Raw genomic sequence first — 16,517 nt, 5'->3', positions numbered from 1 at the left:
TTCGCTGGTCCTCCGGGATTCTCCCGCCGACACGGTGCCGGCTCTGCCAACGAAGAATCCAGGGGGCCCGAAAGTCGGACGACCGTGGAAATACCTATGCGTATACCCGTAAAGCGGAAAACACGGAGTCGCCGCGTAGCGTCGTACGCCGTCGACAACGCGGAATGTCAGGCCCCGAAAACCCGTTCCACCACGGCTTTCGCCCGCCGGGTCACCCGCAGATAGTTGTCGAGGAACTCGTTGGCGTCACCGCCGTCGAATCCGGCGACCTGCGCGACCGCGGAGAGCACACGCCCGGGCCCGGGCAGCTGATCGGTGGGCTTTCCACGTACCAGCACCAGCGCGTTGCGGGCCTGCGTGGCGGTCAGCCACGACTCGCGCAGCAACTCGACATCGGTCTCGGCGAGCAGTTCCGCCGCCCCGATCGCGTCGAGGGTCTCGAGGGTCGAGGTGTTGTGCAACGAGGAAACCTCGTGCGCGTGGCGGAGCTGGATCAGCTGCACCGTCCACTCGATGTCGGCGAGCCCGCCGCGCCCGAGCTTGGTGTGCGTCGCCGGGTCGGCGCCGCGCGGCAGCCGTTCGGAGTCGACCCGGGCCTTGATCCGCCGGATCTCGCGCACCGCGGTCTCCGAGACGCCGCCCTCCGGGTAGCGGAACTCGTCGATCATGTGCAGGAACCGCAGCCCCAGGTCCTCGTCGCCGGTGACCGCGTGAGCCCGGAGCAGCGCCTGGATCTCCCATGCCTGCGCCCACTGCCGGTAGTACGCCTGGTACGACGCGAGCGTGCGCACGACCGGACCGTTCCGGCCTTCCGGACGCAGACCGGTGTCGACCTCGAGCGGCGGATCGGTGCTCGGGGCCCCGAGCAGTTGGCGGACCCGGTCGGCGACCAGGTTCGCCCACTTGACGGCCCGCGTCTCGTCGATGCCGATCCGCGGCTCGCAGACGAAGAGCACGTCGGCGTCCGAGCCGTAACCCAGTTCGCCGCCGCCGAGCCGGCCCATGCCGATCACCGCGAGCGACGCGGGCGCCGGCTCCCCCAGCTCCGCCTCGCTCGCGCGGATCACCGCGTCGAGTGCGGCACCGAGCACCGCAACCCACACCGACGACAGCGCGTGGCACACCTGCTGGACGTCGAGCATGCCGAGCACGTCCGCGGACGCCACCCGGGCCAGTTCGTGCCGGCGCAACGACCGGGCCGCATTGACCGCGCGGACCGGATCGTCGTACCGCGCGGACGAAGCGAGGATCCCGCGCGCCACCTCTTCGGGCGCGGCGTCGAGCAGCCGGGGCCCCGTCGGGCCGTCGGCGAAGAGCCGCAGCACGTCCGGCGCCTTGATCAACAGGTCCGGGATGTAGGCCGACGAGCCGAGCACGATCATCAGCCGCTGTGCGACCGCGCCCTCGTCACGCAGCACCCGCAGATACCAGTCGGCGTCGACCATCGCGTCCGACAACCGCCGGTACGCGAGCAGCCCGGCATCGGGATCCGGTGTGTCGCTGAGCCATTCGAGGAGCGTCGGCAGCAGCAGGGCCTGGATCCGGCCCTTGCGCGACGCGCCGGAGGTGAGCGCCTTGAGGTGTCCGAGGGCGTTCTCCGGCGCCACGTATCCGAGTGCGGCGAGCTGACGGACGGCGGCATCCGGGCTGAGCACCAGCGCCTCCTTGTCCAGGCGCGCAACGGATTCGAGCAGCGGGCGGTAGAACAGCTTGACGTGCAGGCGCCGGATGCGGTGCGCGTTGCGCTTGACCTCCGCGTTCAGCACTCCGAGCGAGTCGAGACGTCCGTCGGGACGCATGTGCGCCGCCCGCGCCAGCCAGCGCAACGCCTCTTCGTCCTCGGCCGGCGGCAGGGTGTGCGTGCGCTTGAGCTTCTGCAGCTGCAGCCGGTGCTCGATCAGCCGCAGGAACTCGTAGGAGGCGGTGAGGTTGGCGGCGTCGTCACGGCCGATGTAGCCGCCGCCGGCGAGGGCGGTCAGCGCGTCGATGGTGCTCTGCACCCGCAGCGACTCGTCCGCCCGGCCGTGCACCAACTGCAGCAGCTGCACCGCGAACTCGACGTCGCGCAGGCTGCCGCGGCCGAGCTTGATCTCCCGCTCGCGCAGCTCGGGCGGGACCATCTCCTCCACCCGCCGGCGCATCGCCTGCACCTCGGGGACGAAGTCCTCACGTTCGGCGGCAGTCCACACCATCGGGTTCAGCGCGTCGAAGTAGCGCTGGCCGAGCTCGAGGTCACCGGTGGCCGGGCGAGCCTTGAGCAGCGCCTGGAACTCCCACGTCTTGGCCCAGCGCTTGTAGTAGGCGATGTGCGAGTCCAGGGTGCGGACCAGCTCACCGCGTTTGCCCTCCGGGCGCAGCGCGGCGTCGACCTCGAAGAACGCGGAGGTGCCGATCCGCATCAGCTCTCCGGCCAGCCGGCTGGTCGTGGAGTCGGCCGGCTCGGCGACGAACACGACATCGACGTCGCTGACGTAGTTCAGTTCGCGCGCACCGCACTTGCCCATCGCAATGACCGCGAGCCGGGACGGGCACGGGCCGTCCGGGAAGATGGTCGCGACGGCGACCGCAAGGGCCGCGGTGAGGGCGGCGTCCGCCATGTCCGACAGCTGGCGCCCGACCGCCTGGTACGGCAGCACCGGCTCGTTCTCGACGACCGCCGCCAGGTCCATCGCCGCGAGCACCATCAGCTGGTCGCGATACGTCCTGCGGAGCGCAAGGACGGCGTCCGGTCCGGTGATTCCGGCGCGATACACCAGGTTGGTCTCGGACGCGGACGCGTCGGGGACGGCCTGGACCGCGGCTAGCAGTTCGTCGGTCAGTTCCTTGTGGGTCGGCAGCAACACGTCCCCGCGCAGCAGCCGCCACTTCTCGGGGTCCGAGGCCAGATGGTCGCCGAGCGCACTCGACGCGCCGATCACCCCGAACAGCCGGCCCCGCAGGCCGGTGTCGGCGCGCAGGGCGGCGTCGAGTTCGGCCCAGCCCTCACCGAGGCCCTCGCGCATCCGGACCAGGGTGCGCAGCGCCAGGTCCGCGTTCGCCGCACGCGAGAGCGACCACAGCAGTTCGACGCTGTCGGTGTTCACCCAGTCCAGTGCCGCCAGTTCGCCGGGCGCGGTGGCCTCGACGAGACCGAGTCGACCGACGCCGGGGATCGTGGACCGGGCCGTGGGTGGCTTGACCATCGTCGGATTACAGCCCCAGGTAGCTCTGCAGCTCGAACGGCGTCACCTGGCTGCGGTAGTCCTCCCACTCCCGCCGCTTGTTGCGCAGGAAGAAGTCGAACACGTGCTCGCCCAGTGTCTCCGCGACGAGTTCCGAACGCTCCATCTCCGCGAGAGCTTCCCCGAGGCTGCCGGGCAGTTCCTTGTAGCCCATCGCACGGCGCTCGGCCGCGGTCAGCGACCACACGTCGTCCTCGGCCTCCGGCGGCAGCTCGTAGCCCTTCTCGATGCCGCGCAGACCGGCCGCGAGCAGCACCGCGAACGTCAGGTACGGGTTGCAGGCGGAGTCGGGGCTGCGGATCTCGACACGCCGCGACGACGCCTTGTTCGGCGTGTACATCGGCACCCGCACCAGCGCGGACCGGTTCGACGGCCCCCACGACGCGGCGGTCGGCGCCTCGCCGCCGTGCACGAGCCGCTTGTAGGAGTTCACCCACTGGTTGGTGACGGCGCTGATCTCGTTGGCGTGCTCGAGAATGCCGGCGATGAACGCCTTGCCGGTCTCCGACAGCTGGTTCGGGTCGTCGGGGTTGTGGAAGGCGTTGTTCTCGCCCTCGAACAGGCTCATGTGCGTGTGCATCGCGGAGCCCGCGTGCTCGGCGAACGGCTTCGGCATGAAGCTGGCGCGCACGCCCTCGTTCCGCGCGACCTCCTTGACGACGTAGCGGAAGGTCATCACGTTGTCCGCCATCGACAGCGCGTCCGCGTAGCGCAGGTCGATCTCCTGCTGACCCGGCGCGGTCTCGTGGTGGCTGAACTCGACGGAGATGCCCATCTGCTCGAGCGCGTCGATGGCGTGCCTGCGGAAGTTCGGCGCCGAGTCGTGCACGGCCTGGTCGAAGTAGCCGCCGCTGTCGGCGGGGACGGGCCGGGTGCCGTCCATCGGACCGTTCTCGAGCAGGAAGAACTCGATCTCCGGGTGGACGTAGCAGCTGAACCCGAGGTCGCCGGCCTTGCTCAGCTGCCTGCGCAGCACGTGCCGCGGATCCGCCCACGAGGGCGTCCCGTCCGGCATCGCGATGTCGCAGAACATCCGGGCCGAGTGCTGCCGCCCGTCCTTGTGTTCCCACGGCAGCACCTGGAACGTCGACGGGTCCGGCTTGGCGACGGTGTCGGCCTCCGAGACGCGGGAGAAGCCCTCGATGGCCGAACCGTCGAAGCCGATGCCCTCACTGAAGGCACCCTCGAGCTCGGCCGGGGCGATCGCCACGGACTTGAGGTAGCCGAGCACGTCGGTGAACCACAGTCGGACGAAACGAATGTCGCGCTCTTCGAGAGTGCGGAGCACGAATTCCTTTTGGCGATCCATGCACGCGAGAGTAGGCATCGCGCGTTAAATCTGTGTTACATCGCAGGAGTGGTTACGAACACGTGAGGTCGGCGCCGGGAGCGGCCAGGTCGATCAGGTACGCGACCACCGGATCGTCCACACAGGAGACCCCGTTCAACGCCACCGTGTGCTGGGTGCCGCGGTAGGTGATCAGCGCCGCGCCGAGCTGCTTGGCCAGGTCCACACCCGCCTGGTAGGGCGTCGCCGGGTCCTCCGTGGTGGACACGACCACGACCTGCGGCAGTCCCGCCGCGTCGACGGCGTGCGGCGTGGAGGTCGACGGCACCGGCCAGAAGGCACACGCGTCGAGGGGGGCGTTCCCGGTGCCGCGACCGTCGTCGAGGAACGGCGCCGCCCGCCGGTAGGCGTCGTCACCGGCCGCCGCCACCGCGCGGTCGGTGACCGCGGGATCGTCGACGCAGCGGACCGCGTTGAACGCGTCGTTGATGTTGCTGTAGCTGCCACCGTCACTGCGGCCCTGGTACTGATCGGCGAGTAGCAGCAGCGAGTCCCCGCGCCCCTGTTCCAGCGCGGACAGGCCGCTGCGCAGCGCACCCCACAACTGCGGCGAGTACAGCGCCTGCTGCACACCGGTGATCGCGTCCTGATACCCCAGCCCGCGCGGGTCCGTCGTCTCGGCCGGCCGGGTGATCAGCGGGTCCACCAGCGCCCGGAACCGCGGCACCGCCTGTCCCGGGTCCGAGCCGAGCGGGCAGTTCGCCTTCGTCGCGCAGTCGGCGGCGAAGTCCTCGAACGCCCGCTGGAACCCGGCCGCCTGCAACACCGTTTCCTCGACCGGATCCTGCTGCGGGTCGACCGCACCGTCGAGCACCATGGCCCGCACGTTGCCGGGGAAGGTCTCCGCGTAGGTCGAACCCAACCGGGTGCCGTACGAGTAGCCCAGGAAGTTCAACTGTTCGTCGCCGAGCACCGACCGGATGACGTCCATGTCGCGGACCACCTCACGGGTACCGACGTGGGCGAGGAACTCGGTTCCGGTGCGCTGCGCGCACTTGGCGGCGTAGTCGGCGTTCACCGACTCGGAGTGCGCAATCCCCTCGGGACTCATGTCCACCCGCGGATCGGCGCGGTCGGCGTCGAACTCGGCGTCGGTCAGGCAGCGGATCTGTGGGGTGGACGCCCCGATCCCGCGCGGGTCGAACCCGATCACGTCGAACCGCTCGGCGAGGTCGGTGCCGTCCGCTGCGGTCGCCATCGACAGTCCCGACGCCCCGGGCCCGCCCGGGTTGACCAGCAGCGAGCCGATCCGGTCCCCGGTTGCGGCGCTACGCGAGATCGCGACCTGCGCGGTGTCGCCGGTCGGGTTGTCGTAGTCCACCGGCACCGTGACACGGGCGCACTCGAGGCCGCTCGCGAGCGGACCGTCCGTCTCGTAGTCGGTGCAGGACTCCCAGTGCACGTCCTGGGTGTAGAACCGCTCGAGCCCGACCGGGACCACGCCCGCGCCCGACGTCGGAGCCGCCGACTCGACAGGAGTCGGCGTCCCGGTCTCGGTCCCGCCCCCGGCGCAGCCGGCGACGAGTGCGGCCACCGCAATACCCGCGACCAGCGCCGCGGGAGTCCTCATACGCATGGCCTCGATGGTGCCACGCACCAGCGAACGCCCAGTTCCTCGCCGTTCGGCGGGTCCAGGACCTGCCGAACGTCGGTGTGACGAACCGCACGGTCGCGGCGGGGTCCGACGATGGCAGACTGTGCTTGTCATCACCCACAACCCGGGGACCCGCACTGGGCCTCGAGGCACGAAAGGGACACTGATGTCCGAGAATCCTGCGTCCGCGAACTCTGCGTCCGAGAACGCTCCCGTGTACGGCGGCGCACCGGCCCAACCGGCCAAGCGCACCAAGATCCGCACCCACCACCTGCAGGCGATGAAGGCCGAGGGACAGCGCTGGGCGGAACTGACCGCCTACGACTACTCCACGGCCCGAATCTTCGACGAGGCCGGCATCCCGGTTCTGCTGGTCGGCGATTCCGCCGCAAACGTCGTCTATGGCTACGACACCACGGTCCCGGTCACCGTCGACGAGATGCTCCCCCTGGTCCGCGGCGTGGTCCGCGGCGCCCCGCACGCCCTGGTGATCGCCGACCTGCCGTTCGGCAGCTACGAGGCGTCGCCGCAGCAGGCGCTCGAGACCGCCTTCCGCTTCATGAAGGAGGGACAGGCGCACGCCGTGAAGCTCGAGGGTGGCGAGCGCGTGGCCCCGCAGATCGCGGCACTGACCTCCGCCGGCATCCCGGTCCAGGCGCACATCGGCTTCACCCCGCAGTCCGTGAACAGCCTCGGCGGGTTCCGGGTGCAGGGCCGCGGCGACGGTGCCGAGCAGCTCGTCGCCGACGCGATCGCGGTCCAGGAGGCGGGCGCGTTCTCCGTGGTGATGGAGATGGTGCCCGCCGAGCTCGCCGGGCAGGTCACCCGCAAGCTGACCATCCCGACGGTCGGCATCGGTGCCGGCGTCGAATGTGACGCCCAGGTGCTGGTCTGGCAGGACATGGCCGGCTACACCAGCGGCAAGACCGCGAAGTTCGTGAAGAAGTTCGCCACGGTCGGTGAGACGCTGCGCGGCGCGGCCGCCGCGTACGCCGACGAGGTGCGGGCCGGCACGTTCCCCGCCGCCGAACACAGCTTCTGACCGACACGGCCTCCCCCGGTCGGCGCGGCCCGGTCCCGGGCTCTCCGGGCGGTGGCACACTACGGTGTGGCCGCCACCCGGGGAACCGGGCGCCGTCCGCGTCCGTTGACTGCTCGACGGGTTCCTCTTCGACAGACTGGGGTCACCACATGTCCTTCCGCCGTTACGCTTTCGCCGTCGCCGGTGCCGCCGCCATCCTCGGCCTGACCGCGGGGTGCGCGACCGAGACGACACCGGCCCCCGGCCCGACCTCCGCCGCTCCGGCTCCGGGCACCGGCGCCGCCGCGGCGCCGGGCACGGTGATCCCGGGTGATTCCGGCGGGGTCACGACCACGCAGGCCGAGAAGCTGTGCTCGGACATGGCCGCCCAGCTGCAGAACTGGCGCACCTACACCCCGACGATCGGCAAGGGCGGTCTGAACACCGTCGTGGGCACCTGGGCAGCGCAGAACGGCATCAACATGATCGACCTGGTCGCACACAAGGCCCGGGTCGACGTGATCACCTCCGCACAGTGCCCGGACGTGCGGGAGGGCGCGATGTCCGCGCTCGAGATCCCCGACCTCGCCTCCGGCCTGATCGGCTTCTGATGGAGCACGGTGGCGATGCCGCCCGGGCGATGCGCGGCGGCGGTGCCGCCCAGACGTTGCGCGGTCCGTACCCGCCGATCGAACCGCACCTGACCGGGATGCTCGACGTCGGGGACGGGCAGCGCATCCGCTGGGAGCAGAGCGGCAATCCGGACGGTAAGCCGGTGGTGTTCCTGCACGGCGGCCCCGGCGGCGGCACCACCCCCGACCATCGGCGGTTCTTCGACCCGGCCGCCTACCGCATCGTGCTGTTCGACCAGCGCGGGTGTGGTGGGTCCACCCCGCATGTCGCGGACGGCGCCGACCTGTCGGTCAACACCACCGCCCACCTGATCGCCGACATCGAGAAGCTGCGCGAGCACCTCGGGGTCGAAAGCTGGCAGGTGTTCGGCGGCTCGTGGGGGTCGACGCTGGCACTGGCGTACGCGCAGGCCTACCCGGACCGGGTCACCGAGTTGGTGCTGCGCGGCATCTTCCTGCTGCGCCGCAGCGAGATCGACTGGTACTACAACGGCGGCGCGAGCGCGATCTATCCGGACCGGTGGGAGGAGTTCCTCGCCCCGGTACCGGAAGCCGAACGCGACGGCGACCTGGTGCAGGCGTATCACCGGCTGCTGCACGACCCGGACCCGGACGTCGCGGCGGCCGCCGCGGTCGCGTGGTCGACCTGGGAGGGCGCGACCAGCGAGTTGGTGCCGAAGACCGATCACGTGGAGCGGAATTCGGAGGAGCGGTTCGCGTTGGCGTTCGCGCGGATCGAGAACCACTACTTCGTCAACGACGGATTCCTCGCCGAGAACCAGCTGCTCGACGGCGTGGACGCGATCACCCACATCCCCGCGGTGATCGTGCAGGGCCGCTACGACGTGGTGTGCCCGGTGACGACGGCGTGGGCGCTGCACCGGGCCTGGCCGTCCGCGCAACTGCACATCGTCGACGACGCCGGCCATGCCGCCGGCGAACCCGGCATCACCCATCACCTGGTCGAGGCGACGGACTCGTTCCGGAACCGGTGACACGCACCGCGGGGGCATGCGGCGCCCGCGCAGGTGCGGTAGACCTGTGCTGTGGGCAAGCACAGGCAAGCGGACCGCGCGGCGGTGCTGGAGTACGTCCGTGAGCAGCGGGACCGGCTCACCGGGCTGACCGACGCGGTGCGGGCGGACGAGCCGGACGCCGTGCACCGGATGCGGGTGGCGGCGCGGCGGCTGCGGAGTGTGATCGGAACGTACGGGTCGATCTTCCCGGCGGACGCCGCCGATCCGGTGCGGGACGAATTGCGGTGGCTCGGATCGGTACTCGGCCGCGCACGCGACGCCGAGGTGGTTGCCGACCACTTCGCGACGGTCCTCGACGCCCTGCCGCCGGACGTGCTGCGCGGCCCGGTGCGGTACCGGCTGGTCGACGCGCACCGCGCGGGGTATGCCGCCGCCCATGCCGACGCCGTGGCGGCGCTGGCCGGACCGAGACACCGCGACCTCGTCGCTGCCCTGGACGCCCTGTGCGCCGACCCCGCGAGCACCGGTCGCCCACGCGCCGAGCTGCGCCGGGCTCACCGACGGGTCATGAAGGCGAGCCGGAAGGCCGGACTGCGCGATCGGGACGAGGTGCCGGGCCCGCCGGATGCCCTGCACACCACCCGCAAACGAGCGAAGGCCCTGCGCTACGCGGCGGAGGCGTTCACCGCGTCCCGCCCACGGGCCGAACGCATAGCGGTGGCGGCGGAACGACTGCAGACGGTGCTCGGCGAACACCAGGACGCGGTGGTCGCGCGGGCGGAGGTGATTGCGGCCGCGGACCGCGCCCGGGCGGCGGGCGAGGACACCTTCACCTACGGGGTGGTCGCCGCCGAGGAGACGGCGCGCGCCGACCGGTCGGCGCAGGGCGCGCGGGCGGAAGTGGCTGCGATCAAGGATCGCCGCCGGGACCTGTGAGTGCGGACGCTCAGGCGTCGTAGGCGAAGCGGACCGTCCGCTCCTCGGTGTCCGCCTGATCCAGCCGCACCGACACCCGCTCACCCTCCGGGGGATTGCCTGCGCACCGGGCGATCACCGCAGGATCCTCGACGAACACCTCGGCGTCCCGTTTGCCGTCGGCGCCCCGCAGCACGACCGCGTCGAACCGCTCCCCCTCGCGGCCGGCGAGCACGTTGGCCTCCGTCAGATCCAGACAGGCGCGTTCCACCCTGCCCGCCAGTTGGTCCGATCCGCGCATCAACTCCGGCAGCAGGGGCAGCACCCGCCGAACCCACTGCGGCACTTCGTCTCCCGCGGTGACCGCGAGGCAGATCTCGGTACTGAACCGGTCCGAGAGGCGCCGCAGCGGGGCGGTGACGTGCGCGTACGGGGCACCGATTCCGGCGTGCACCGTCAGCTCCGGGACCTCGCCGTCGAACGCCGCGTAGTCGGCGCCGCGCAGCAGAGCCGTCGCGTCGCTCATCATCGCCAGCGTGTCGGGTGCGTTCGCCTCCAGACCGGCGAGCATCTCGCCGACCGGCATCGCCGCCGGCCAGTCCACTCCGAGTGCCCGCGCCGAGCGGCGCAACGCGAGCACCGCGTCGGCCGGGGCGGGCGGCAGCGTCCGCAGCAGCCCGACCCCCGCGTCCAGCATCAGTCGCGCCGCGCACATCCCGGTCAGCAAGGACGCCTCGGCGTTCCAGTCGTCGACCTCGGTGCGCGGCTCGATGTCCAGCCGCCAGCCGCCGTCGCCGTCGGACACCACCGTCTGCTCCGGAAGCTTCAGCTCGATCGCCCCGCGGTCCACCGCTGACGCCAGCCGCAGCTTGCCGAATTCCGGCAGCGCCGCGATCGAGGGATGCAGCGACCCGGTAGCCGAATCCGCCTGTACCCCCGCATAGTCGAAACGTGCCACCGACCGGACCAACGCCCGGCTCACCCCGAACGTCACCGGCTCCGCGCGATCGTCGAGTTCGATGCGCCACAGCGCCGCCGGCCGCACCCGGTCGGGAAGCAGGCTCGCAGCGTCCTCCGACAGCACCCGCGGGTGCAGCGGCAACGAACCGTCGGGAAGGTAGTAGGTCTGCCCGCGGCGCCGGGTCTCGTGGTCGAGGTGACCGTTCGGCTCGACCACCGCGGCGACGTCCGCGATCGCGTAGTGCAGGACGAACCCGGCCGCGGTCCGCTCCAGATGCAGTGCCTGGTCGAGATCCATCGACCCCGGCGGGTCGATCGTGACCAGCGGCAGGTCGGTGTGGTCGACCCGGTCGGAGGCGAACCGGTCCCGCGCCGACTCGGCCTCGACGGACGCCGCGGTGGGGAAGTCACCCGGCAGGGAGAAGGCTTCCCTGACCGCTTCGAAGTCGATGCCGCGGGCGGAGATTCGCATGGTCACGAACCGAGCCTAGTGCCCCGTGCCGATACGCCTTCGACAGGCAACGGTCCGCGCGAGACACCACCGTTCAGCCGGCGGTTCGGCCGTCAGTCATCCCAGTCGTGATCGGCCTTGTCCGCGGCCTTGTTCCGTTCGGCCGCGATCTCCAGCGCCCGTTCCGCGGTCGCCCGGTCCGGATACGGTCCCATCCGATCGAGCCCGCGTGCGTCCTTGCCCTGTCGCACCGAACCGTCGGAAACGCAGTAGTACCACTGCTCGTCGTCGCTCATCGGTCCAGTGTGCGCCATCTCCCGTCGTCCGGCCATCAGGTGACGCGCGTGTGAATTCGAGTCCCGGCCGCAACAAATCCGGGACAAGCCTTGAGCGGAAGTGACAAGCATGAGATTCTTACGCCGTAGCGGGCCACGGATCGTCGACTTCCCTCGGCGGATCGTGGCCTTTTGATCTGTCCTGGATCAGCTGCGCTGCAACGACCCCGAACGGAGAACCCCCCAACCATGGAGCCGATGTCCTACCTGCTCTTCGACGCACTGCTTCCGCACCTGGGCGAGAAGGAAGCGAAGCACTGGGCGACCCTTCTCGTGATCAACCCGGTCTAGATTTCCCGCGTCGACAGTGCCCTCGTCCACGGACGGGGGCATTTTCGCGTTTTCGGCACGGCCGGAATCTCCGCCATTCGACACCGCCGGAATCCTCCGCTCTTCGCGTGGGCGGCATCAATGCGTCGGGGCGTTCGCGCCGACGGACCGGTGTGGGCGGACGAGTTGGCCTGTAAGCCGGATCCTGTTCCCGGCGCCGAAACGCCGGGCGGCGACCATCCATCTGGGCACACCGTTGCCGGGTACCTCGAGCGGTCCACCCGCAGGCTCGGGCGAGCAGCCCTCGAACACCTGCGCAGCCGCACCTGTGAAGGTGCGGCCTTCGACCTTGCTCCGGGCGGGGTTTACCTAGCCACCCCGGTCACCCGGGGTGCTGGTGCGCTCTTACCGCACCGTTTCACCCTCACCGACGCCATGGCCTCGAAAGGCCATGGGCCGGCGGTCTGTTTTCTGTGGCACTGTCCCGCGGGTCACCCCGGGTTGCCGTTAGCAACCGCCCTGCTCTGTGGAGTCCGGACTTTCCTCGGCGCCGGGCCTGCACGCTGGCTGCGTACGGTTCCCCTCGCCGCGGCCGCCCGACCAACTCGTCCGCCCGTACAGACTACCCGGCACTAGGGTCTGGGCATGACACGGTACGTGGCCCTGTTGCGGGGTGTGAACGTCGGCGGGATCAACATCAAGATGGCCGACCTGTCGGACACGATCTCCGGCGCCGGGTTCGCGAAGGTGAAGACGGTGCTGGCATCGGGCAACGTCCTGTTCGACTCCGACCGCACCGACGCTGCGGGCATCAAGTCCGACATCGAGGCGGCACTGCGCGACCGGTTCGGCTACGAGGCCTGGATCGTGCTGGTGGATCAGCCGACCCTGGCGAGGATCGTCGAGCGCTTCCCGTTCGATGCCGACCGCGAGGGCTGGCATCCCTACGTGCTGCTCTCGTCCGACCCGGCGGTGCTCGACGACCTGGTCGCCGCCGCCGACGCCCTCGACCTCGGGGACGAGGCTCTGCAGCTCGGCGACGGGGTGCTGTACTGGCATGTCGAACGCGGCCAGACGCTGACGAGCCCGTTCGGCAAGCTCACCGGCAGGGCGAGGTACAAGTCCACCACCACGAACCGAAACCTGCGCACCCTCCGCAAACTGCTGTAGGTGCGCTCGCGGCTCCACCGGTCAGGCGTGAACGGGTTCCCGGTCGCTCGACGGTGTCGCGGATGCGGCGTCCTCGTCCGCGAACGGGTCGCCGTTCCGCTCGGCGTTGTACAACTCCCCGTCGAGGATGCCCTCGCGCTTCGCGACGATCGTCGGCACCAGAGCCTGCCCGGTGACGTTGAGAGCGGTGCGGCCCATGTCGACGATCGGTTCGACCGCCAGCAGCAGGCCGACACCGGCGAGCGGCAGCCCGAGCGTCGAGAGGGTCAGGGTGAGCATCACCGTGGCCCCGGTGGTCCCGGCGGTGGCCGCGGAGCCGATCACCGCGACGACGACGATCAGCAGGTAGTCCGTCAGGGTCAGGTCGAGACCGTAGAACTGGGCGACGAAGATCGCGGCGATCGCCGGGTAGATCGCGGCGCAGCCGTCCATCTTGGTGGTCGCGCCGAGCGGCACCGCGAAAGACGCGTATTCACGGGGCACCCCGAGGTTGCGTTCGGTGACCCGCTCGGTCAGCGGCAGGGTGCCGATCGAGGAACGGGACACGAACCCGAGCTGGGTGGCAGGCCACACCCCGGAGAAGAACCGGCGCACCGACAGCCCGTGCACCCGGATCAGCACCGGGTAGACCACGAAGAACACCAGGGCCAGGCCCAGGTAGACGGCGGCGGTGAACCAGCCGAGCTGGCCCAGTGCGTCCCAGCCGTAGGTGGCGACGGCCTTCGCGATCAGCGCGGCGGTGCCGATCGGGGCCAGGCGGATGATCCACCACAGCACCTTCTGCACGATCGCCAGCAGCGCCGCGTTGAAGTCGAGGAACGGCTGCGCCTTCTCCCCCACCTTCAGCGCTGCGACACCGATCGCGATCGCGATCACCAGCAGCTGCAGCACGTTGAAGCTCAGCGACGTGCTCGCGACGCCGTCGGTGACGGTGGTCTTGGCGCCGAGGGCGAGGAAGTTCTGCGGGACGAGGCCGGTGAGGAACGCCCACCACGACCCGGACGACTTCGGCGCTGCGGCGGCGGCCGCGTCCACGGTGGTGTTGGCACCGGGCTGGACGATCAGGCCGACGACGATGCCGATGACGACGGCGATCAGCGCGGTGATCGCGAACCACAGCAGGGTCTGCACGGCCAGGCGCGCGGCGTTGGCGACCTGTCGCAGGTTCGCGATGGAGCTGACGATCGCGGTGAACACGAGCGGGATCACCGCGACGGTGAGCAGCGCGACGTAGCTGGACCCGATGGTGGTGATCGTGCCGACCAGCCAGTTCGGGTTGCCGTCGTCCGCTTTGGGCATCGAGCGGGCGAGCAGGCCGATCAGGACTCCGGCGACCAGACCGATCACGATCTGGGTACCGAAGGAGGTTGCCCACGCGGGTAGGCGGCGCCCGGTCGGGGCGCTGGAGGGGGCCGACATTCGACGGACCTTTCTGCGGGCGCGCAGCACGGATCACAGGTGTGCGCGGGGGAGGCTGACATTGGAGTGGAATCCGACGGCCGCGGCGAACTGGCGGCCGTCCCGGGACGTGTGCGTCGACCGGGGTCAGCGGGTACAGACGGCGTTCGACTGCAGACAGTTGTCGACGAAGCGTCGGCAGGTCAGCAGCGGGGTCACCCGCGACATGTTACCCCCGCTAAAGAATGCGCTTCGCGCCCGTGCGCCTTTCCGGTGACCGGAGCCACCTGAAAGGCGCACAGGCTGGGGACACCTCCCGCTTGCGGGGGACGCAGCCGCCTACAGGTGCGAGGTGTCGTTGACGAGACGGACGGAGGCGCCGCCGTCGGGGTAGAACTCGGCGATCGAGAGCGACGCGAGGTCCAGGTGCAGCCGGTACAGCAGCGCCGGTCCGGCGTCCAGGGCGAGCTGCAGCAGCGTCTTGATCGGCGTCACGTGCGAGACGACCAGCACGTTCCGGCCGGGATGCTCGCGGGTCAGGTCGTCGCGGACGGCGTCGACGCGGACGCGGACCTCGTCGAAGCTCTCCCCGCCCGGCGGACGCACCGACGTGTCGCCGAGCCAGCGGCGGTGCAGGTCGGGATCGCGCTCGCTCGCCTCCCGGAACGTCAGACCCTCCCACGCGCCGAAGTCGGTCTCGGTCAGACCCTCGTGAACCACGACCTCGAGACCGAGCGCATCCGCGGCCGCCTGCGCGGTCTGCCGGGCCCGGCCGAGCGGCGACGACACCACCGCCTCGATCCCGCCGCGGGACCCGAGGCGCGTCGCGGCGGCCGCCGCCTGCGCCCGCCCGACGTCGGTCAGCTCCGGGTTGCCGCGACCGGAGTACCGCCGCTCCACCGACAGCTCGGTCTGTCCGTGCCGCAACAGCAGCAGGCGAGTCGGTTTGCCGACCGCGCCGGTCCAGCCGGGAGCGGTCGGCGTCTTCTCGGTCGCCGCGGGCACCGGCGCCACCTCGGGGACGTCGGCGGGCACACCGGCGGCGCCGTCCATCGCCTCGTTCGCGAGCCGGTCCGCGTGCGAGTTCTCGGCGCGCGGGATCCAGGTGTAGGTGACGACGTCGAACCCCGCGGCCAGCTCCCCTGCGCGCCGCGCGAGCGGAATCATGTCCGGATGCTTGACCTTCCAGCGGCCCGACATCTGTTCGACGACGAGCTTGGAGTCCATCCGCACGTCGACGACGTCGGCACCGAGATCAGCCGCGGCGGTCAGCCCGGCGATCAGGCCGTTGTACTCGGCGACGTTGTTCGTCGCGATGCCGATGTCCTCGTTGCGTTCGGCGAGCACCCGCTCGCGGCCGGCGTCGAAGACGACGGCGCCGTAGCCGGCCGGGCCCGGGTTGCCCCGCGATCCCCCGTCCGCTTCGACGATGACACGAGTGGAGCCCGCGGAACGAGCATCCGGCGCAGTCACAGACCGGATTCCTTGGTGCGCACCATGATTGCGCTGCACTCGGGGCACCGGACGACGACGTCGGGAGCGGTGGCCGCGATCCGGGCGACCTCGCCACGGTCGATCTCGATGCGGCATGCCCCGCAGCGGCGAGCCTGCAGCAACGCCGCCCCGGCCCCGCCGCCGGAGCGCTGACGCTCGTACACGGCGAGCAGGTCCTCGGGGAATTCGCCGACGAGCGTGGTCCGGTCCGCCTCGCAGCGCTGCTGCGCGGCGTCGAGGTCGGCGAGCGCGTCGTCGCGGCGGCGTCCGGCGTCGACGAGGGCGTCGTCGATCTGGTCGACCTGGCCGCCGGCGTGCTCGTAGTCGGCCTGGGTGGCCTCACGCCGCTCCATCACCTCGAGCAGGTCCTCCTCGAGGGCCTCCTGCCTGCGGGTGAGGCTGGCGAGCTCGTGCTCGAGTTCGGTGAGCTGCTTGGCGCCGACGGTACCGCTCTGGAGCAGCTGCCGGTCCCGGTCCTCACGCTTGCGGACCGCCTCGACCTCGCCCTCGAGCTTGGCGATGTCGCGGTCCAGGTCGTCGAGCACGATCTGTACGGCGACCGCGGCGTCCTTGCGTCCCACCCGGTCGGCTTCGAGGCGCTGCACCTCCTCCTGCTCGGGAAGGGTGCGCCTGCGGTGCGCGATCCGGGTCAGCTCGGTGTCGACCGCGGCGAGGTCGAGCAGCTTGGCCTGGATCCGGGGTTCGACGTTCACGCGGGCTTCGCTCCTGCT

13 protein-coding genes and 1 other RNA gene are annotated in these 16,517 nt (G+C 70.7%); 5 read left to right on the top strand and 9 right to left on the bottom strand.

Annotated features, from left to right (window positions below; genetic code table 11):
* Positions 1–167: 167 nt before the first annotated feature.
* Genes ACWEPG_RS20885 through ACWEPG_RS20875 form a run of 3 tightly spaced genes read right to left on the bottom strand, consistent with a single transcriptional unit; the run spans position 168 to position 6,145 of the window.
* Positions 168–3,182: a bifunctional [glutamine synthetase] adenylyltransferase/[glutamine synthetase]-adenylyl-L-tyrosine phosphorylase gene (locus ACWEPG_RS20885; protein ID WP_450112817.1), complete on the bottom strand. Its 3,015-nt coding sequence runs from the start codon at positions 3,180–3,182 to the stop codon at positions 168–170.
* 7 nt (positions 3,183–3,189) lie between these two features.
* Positions 3,190–4,530 carry a type I glutamate--ammonia ligase gene (gene glnA / locus ACWEPG_RS20880; protein ID WP_450112816.1) on the bottom strand — a complete coding sequence of 447 codons (1,341 nt, stop codon included), beginning with the start codon at positions 4,528–4,530 and terminating at the stop codon, positions 3,190–3,192.
* A 52-nt stretch (positions 4,531–4,582) separates the two neighbouring features.
* Complete coding sequence (locus ACWEPG_RS20875; RefSeq protein WP_450112815.1) at positions 4,583–6,145, bottom strand: alpha/beta hydrolase; 1,563 nt, start codon at positions 6,143–6,145, stop codon at positions 4,583–4,585.
* Positions 6,146–6,329: 184 nt separating this feature from the next.
* On the opposite strand from ACWEPG_RS20875, the gene panB reads away from it, so the two are divergent.
* From panB to ACWEPG_RS20855, 4 genes are all read left to right on the top strand, one after another.
* Complete coding sequence (gene panB, locus ACWEPG_RS20870; protein WP_450112814.1) at positions 6,330–7,205, top strand: 3-methyl-2-oxobutanoate hydroxymethyltransferase; 876 nt, start codon at positions 6,330–6,332, stop codon at positions 7,203–7,205.
* Positions 7,206–7,354: 149 nt separating this feature from the next.
* A complete protein-coding gene (locus ACWEPG_RS20865; RefSeq protein WP_450112813.1) occupies positions 7,355–7,795 on the top strand; it encodes a hypothetical protein in 441 nt (146 codons plus the stop codon).
* Positions 7,795–8,811 carry a prolyl aminopeptidase gene (gene pip, locus ACWEPG_RS20860; RefSeq protein ID WP_452595179.1) on the top strand — a complete coding sequence of 339 codons (1,017 nt, stop codon included), beginning with the start codon at positions 7,795–7,797 and terminating at the stop codon, positions 8,809–8,811. Before ACWEPG_RS20865 ends, pip begins: the two co-directional genes overlap by 1 nt.
* Before the next feature lie 51 nt (positions 8,812–8,862).
* Positions 8,863–9,729: a CHAD domain-containing protein gene (locus tag ACWEPG_RS20855; RefSeq protein WP_450112811.1), complete on the top strand. Its 867-nt coding sequence runs from the start codon at positions 8,863–8,865 to the stop codon at positions 9,727–9,729.
* A gap of 10 nt (positions 9,730–9,739) precedes the next feature.
* Here the strand turns inward: ACWEPG_RS20855 and ACWEPG_RS20850 are convergent, their stop codons facing one another.
* The 3 genes from ACWEPG_RS20850 to rnpB all read right to left on the bottom strand — a co-directional run bounded on the left by ACWEPG_RS20850 (position 9,740) and on the right by rnpB (position 12,332).
* The gene (locus tag ACWEPG_RS20850) at positions 9,740–11,140 is read right to left on the bottom strand and encodes an RNB domain-containing ribonuclease (RefSeq protein WP_452595195.1); all 1,401 of its coding nucleotides are present in this window, start codon (positions 11,138–11,140) and stop codon (positions 9,740–9,742) included.
* Between the two features lie 92 nt (positions 11,141–11,232).
* Positions 11,233–11,415 carry a hypothetical protein gene (locus ACWEPG_RS20845; protein WP_450112810.1) on the bottom strand — a complete coding sequence of 61 codons (183 nt, stop codon included), beginning with the start codon at positions 11,413–11,415 and terminating at the stop codon, positions 11,233–11,235.
* Positions 11,416–11,902: 487 nt separating this feature from the next.
* Positions 11,903–12,332: RNase P RNA component class A (gene rnpB, locus ACWEPG_RS20840), an RNA gene on the bottom strand.
* Positions 12,333–12,369: 37 nt separating this feature from the next.
* Here rnpB and ACWEPG_RS20835 point away from each other — a divergent pair.
* Positions 12,370–12,894 carry a DUF1697 domain-containing protein gene (locus ACWEPG_RS20835; RefSeq protein ID WP_450112809.1) on the top strand — a complete coding sequence of 175 codons (525 nt, stop codon included), beginning with the start codon at positions 12,370–12,372 and terminating at the stop codon, positions 12,892–12,894.
* A 21-nt stretch (positions 12,895–12,915) separates the two neighbouring features.
* On the opposite strand, the gene ACWEPG_RS20830 is transcribed toward ACWEPG_RS20835, so the two are convergent.
* The 3 genes from ACWEPG_RS20830 to ACWEPG_RS20820 all read right to left on the bottom strand — a co-directional run bounded on the left by ACWEPG_RS20830 (position 12,916) and on the right by ACWEPG_RS20820 (position 16,499).
* Positions 12,916–14,313 carry a dicarboxylate/amino acid:cation symporter gene (locus tag ACWEPG_RS20830; RefSeq protein ID WP_450112808.1) on the bottom strand — a complete coding sequence of 466 codons (1,398 nt, stop codon included), beginning with the start codon at positions 14,311–14,313 and terminating at the stop codon, positions 12,916–12,918.
* A 318-nt stretch (positions 14,314–14,631) separates the two neighbouring features.
* Entirely contained in the window at positions 14,632–15,765 is a 1,134-nt protein-coding gene (locus ACWEPG_RS20825; RefSeq protein ID WP_452595178.1) for a bifunctional RNase H/acid phosphatase, read from the bottom strand.
* Positions 15,762–16,499, bottom strand: a complete 738-nt coding sequence (locus ACWEPG_RS20820; protein ID WP_452595177.1) for a zinc ribbon domain-containing protein — start codon at positions 16,497–16,499, stop codon at positions 15,762–15,764. Before ACWEPG_RS20820 ends, ACWEPG_RS20825 begins: the two co-directional genes overlap by 4 nt.
* Positions 16,500–16,517 lie beyond the last annotated feature (18 nt).

The sequence above is a fragment of the Rhodococcus sp. NPDC004095 genome, from assembly GCF_053604015.1.
This window is presented reverse-complemented; position numbering and strand designations above follow the sequence as displayed.

Coding starts and splice junctions, on each gene's coding strand:
- ACWEPG_RS20850 (WP_452595195.1), bottom strand. CDS start 11,140: ATGCGAATCTCCGCCCGCGGCATCGACTTCGAAGCGGTCAGGGAAGCC.
- ACWEPG_RS20885 (WP_450112817.1), bottom strand. CDS start 3,182: ATGGTCAAGCCACCCACGGCCCGGTCCACGATCCCCGGCGTCGGTCGA.
- ACWEPG_RS20875 (WP_450112815.1), bottom strand. CDS start 6,145: ATGCGTATGAGGACTCCCGCGGCGCTGGTCGCGGGTATTGCGGTGGCC.
- ACWEPG_RS20865 (WP_450112813.1), top strand. CDS start 7,355: ATGTCCTTCCGCCGTTACGCTTTCGCCGTCGCCGGTGCCGCCGCCATC.
- ACWEPG_RS20845 (WP_450112810.1), bottom strand. CDS start 11,415: ATGAGCGACGACGAGCAGTGGTACTACTGCGTTTCCGACGGTTCGGTG.
- ACWEPG_RS20830 (WP_450112808.1), bottom strand. CDS start 14,313: ATGTCGGCCCCCTCCAGCGCCCCGACCGGGCGCCGCCTACCCGCGTGG.
- pip (WP_452595179.1), top strand. CDS start 7,795: ATGGAGCACGGTGGCGATGCCGCCCGGGCGATGCGCGGCGGCGGTGCC.
- glnA (WP_450112816.1), bottom strand. CDS start 4,530: ATGGATCGCCAAAAGGAATTCGTGCTCCGCACTCTCGAAGAGCGCGAC.
- ACWEPG_RS20835 (WP_450112809.1), top strand. CDS start 12,370: ATGACACGGTACGTGGCCCTGTTGCGGGGTGTGAACGTCGGCGGGATC.
- panB (WP_450112814.1), top strand. CDS start 6,330: ATGTCCGAGAATCCTGCGTCCGCGAACTCTGCGTCCGAGAACGCTCCC.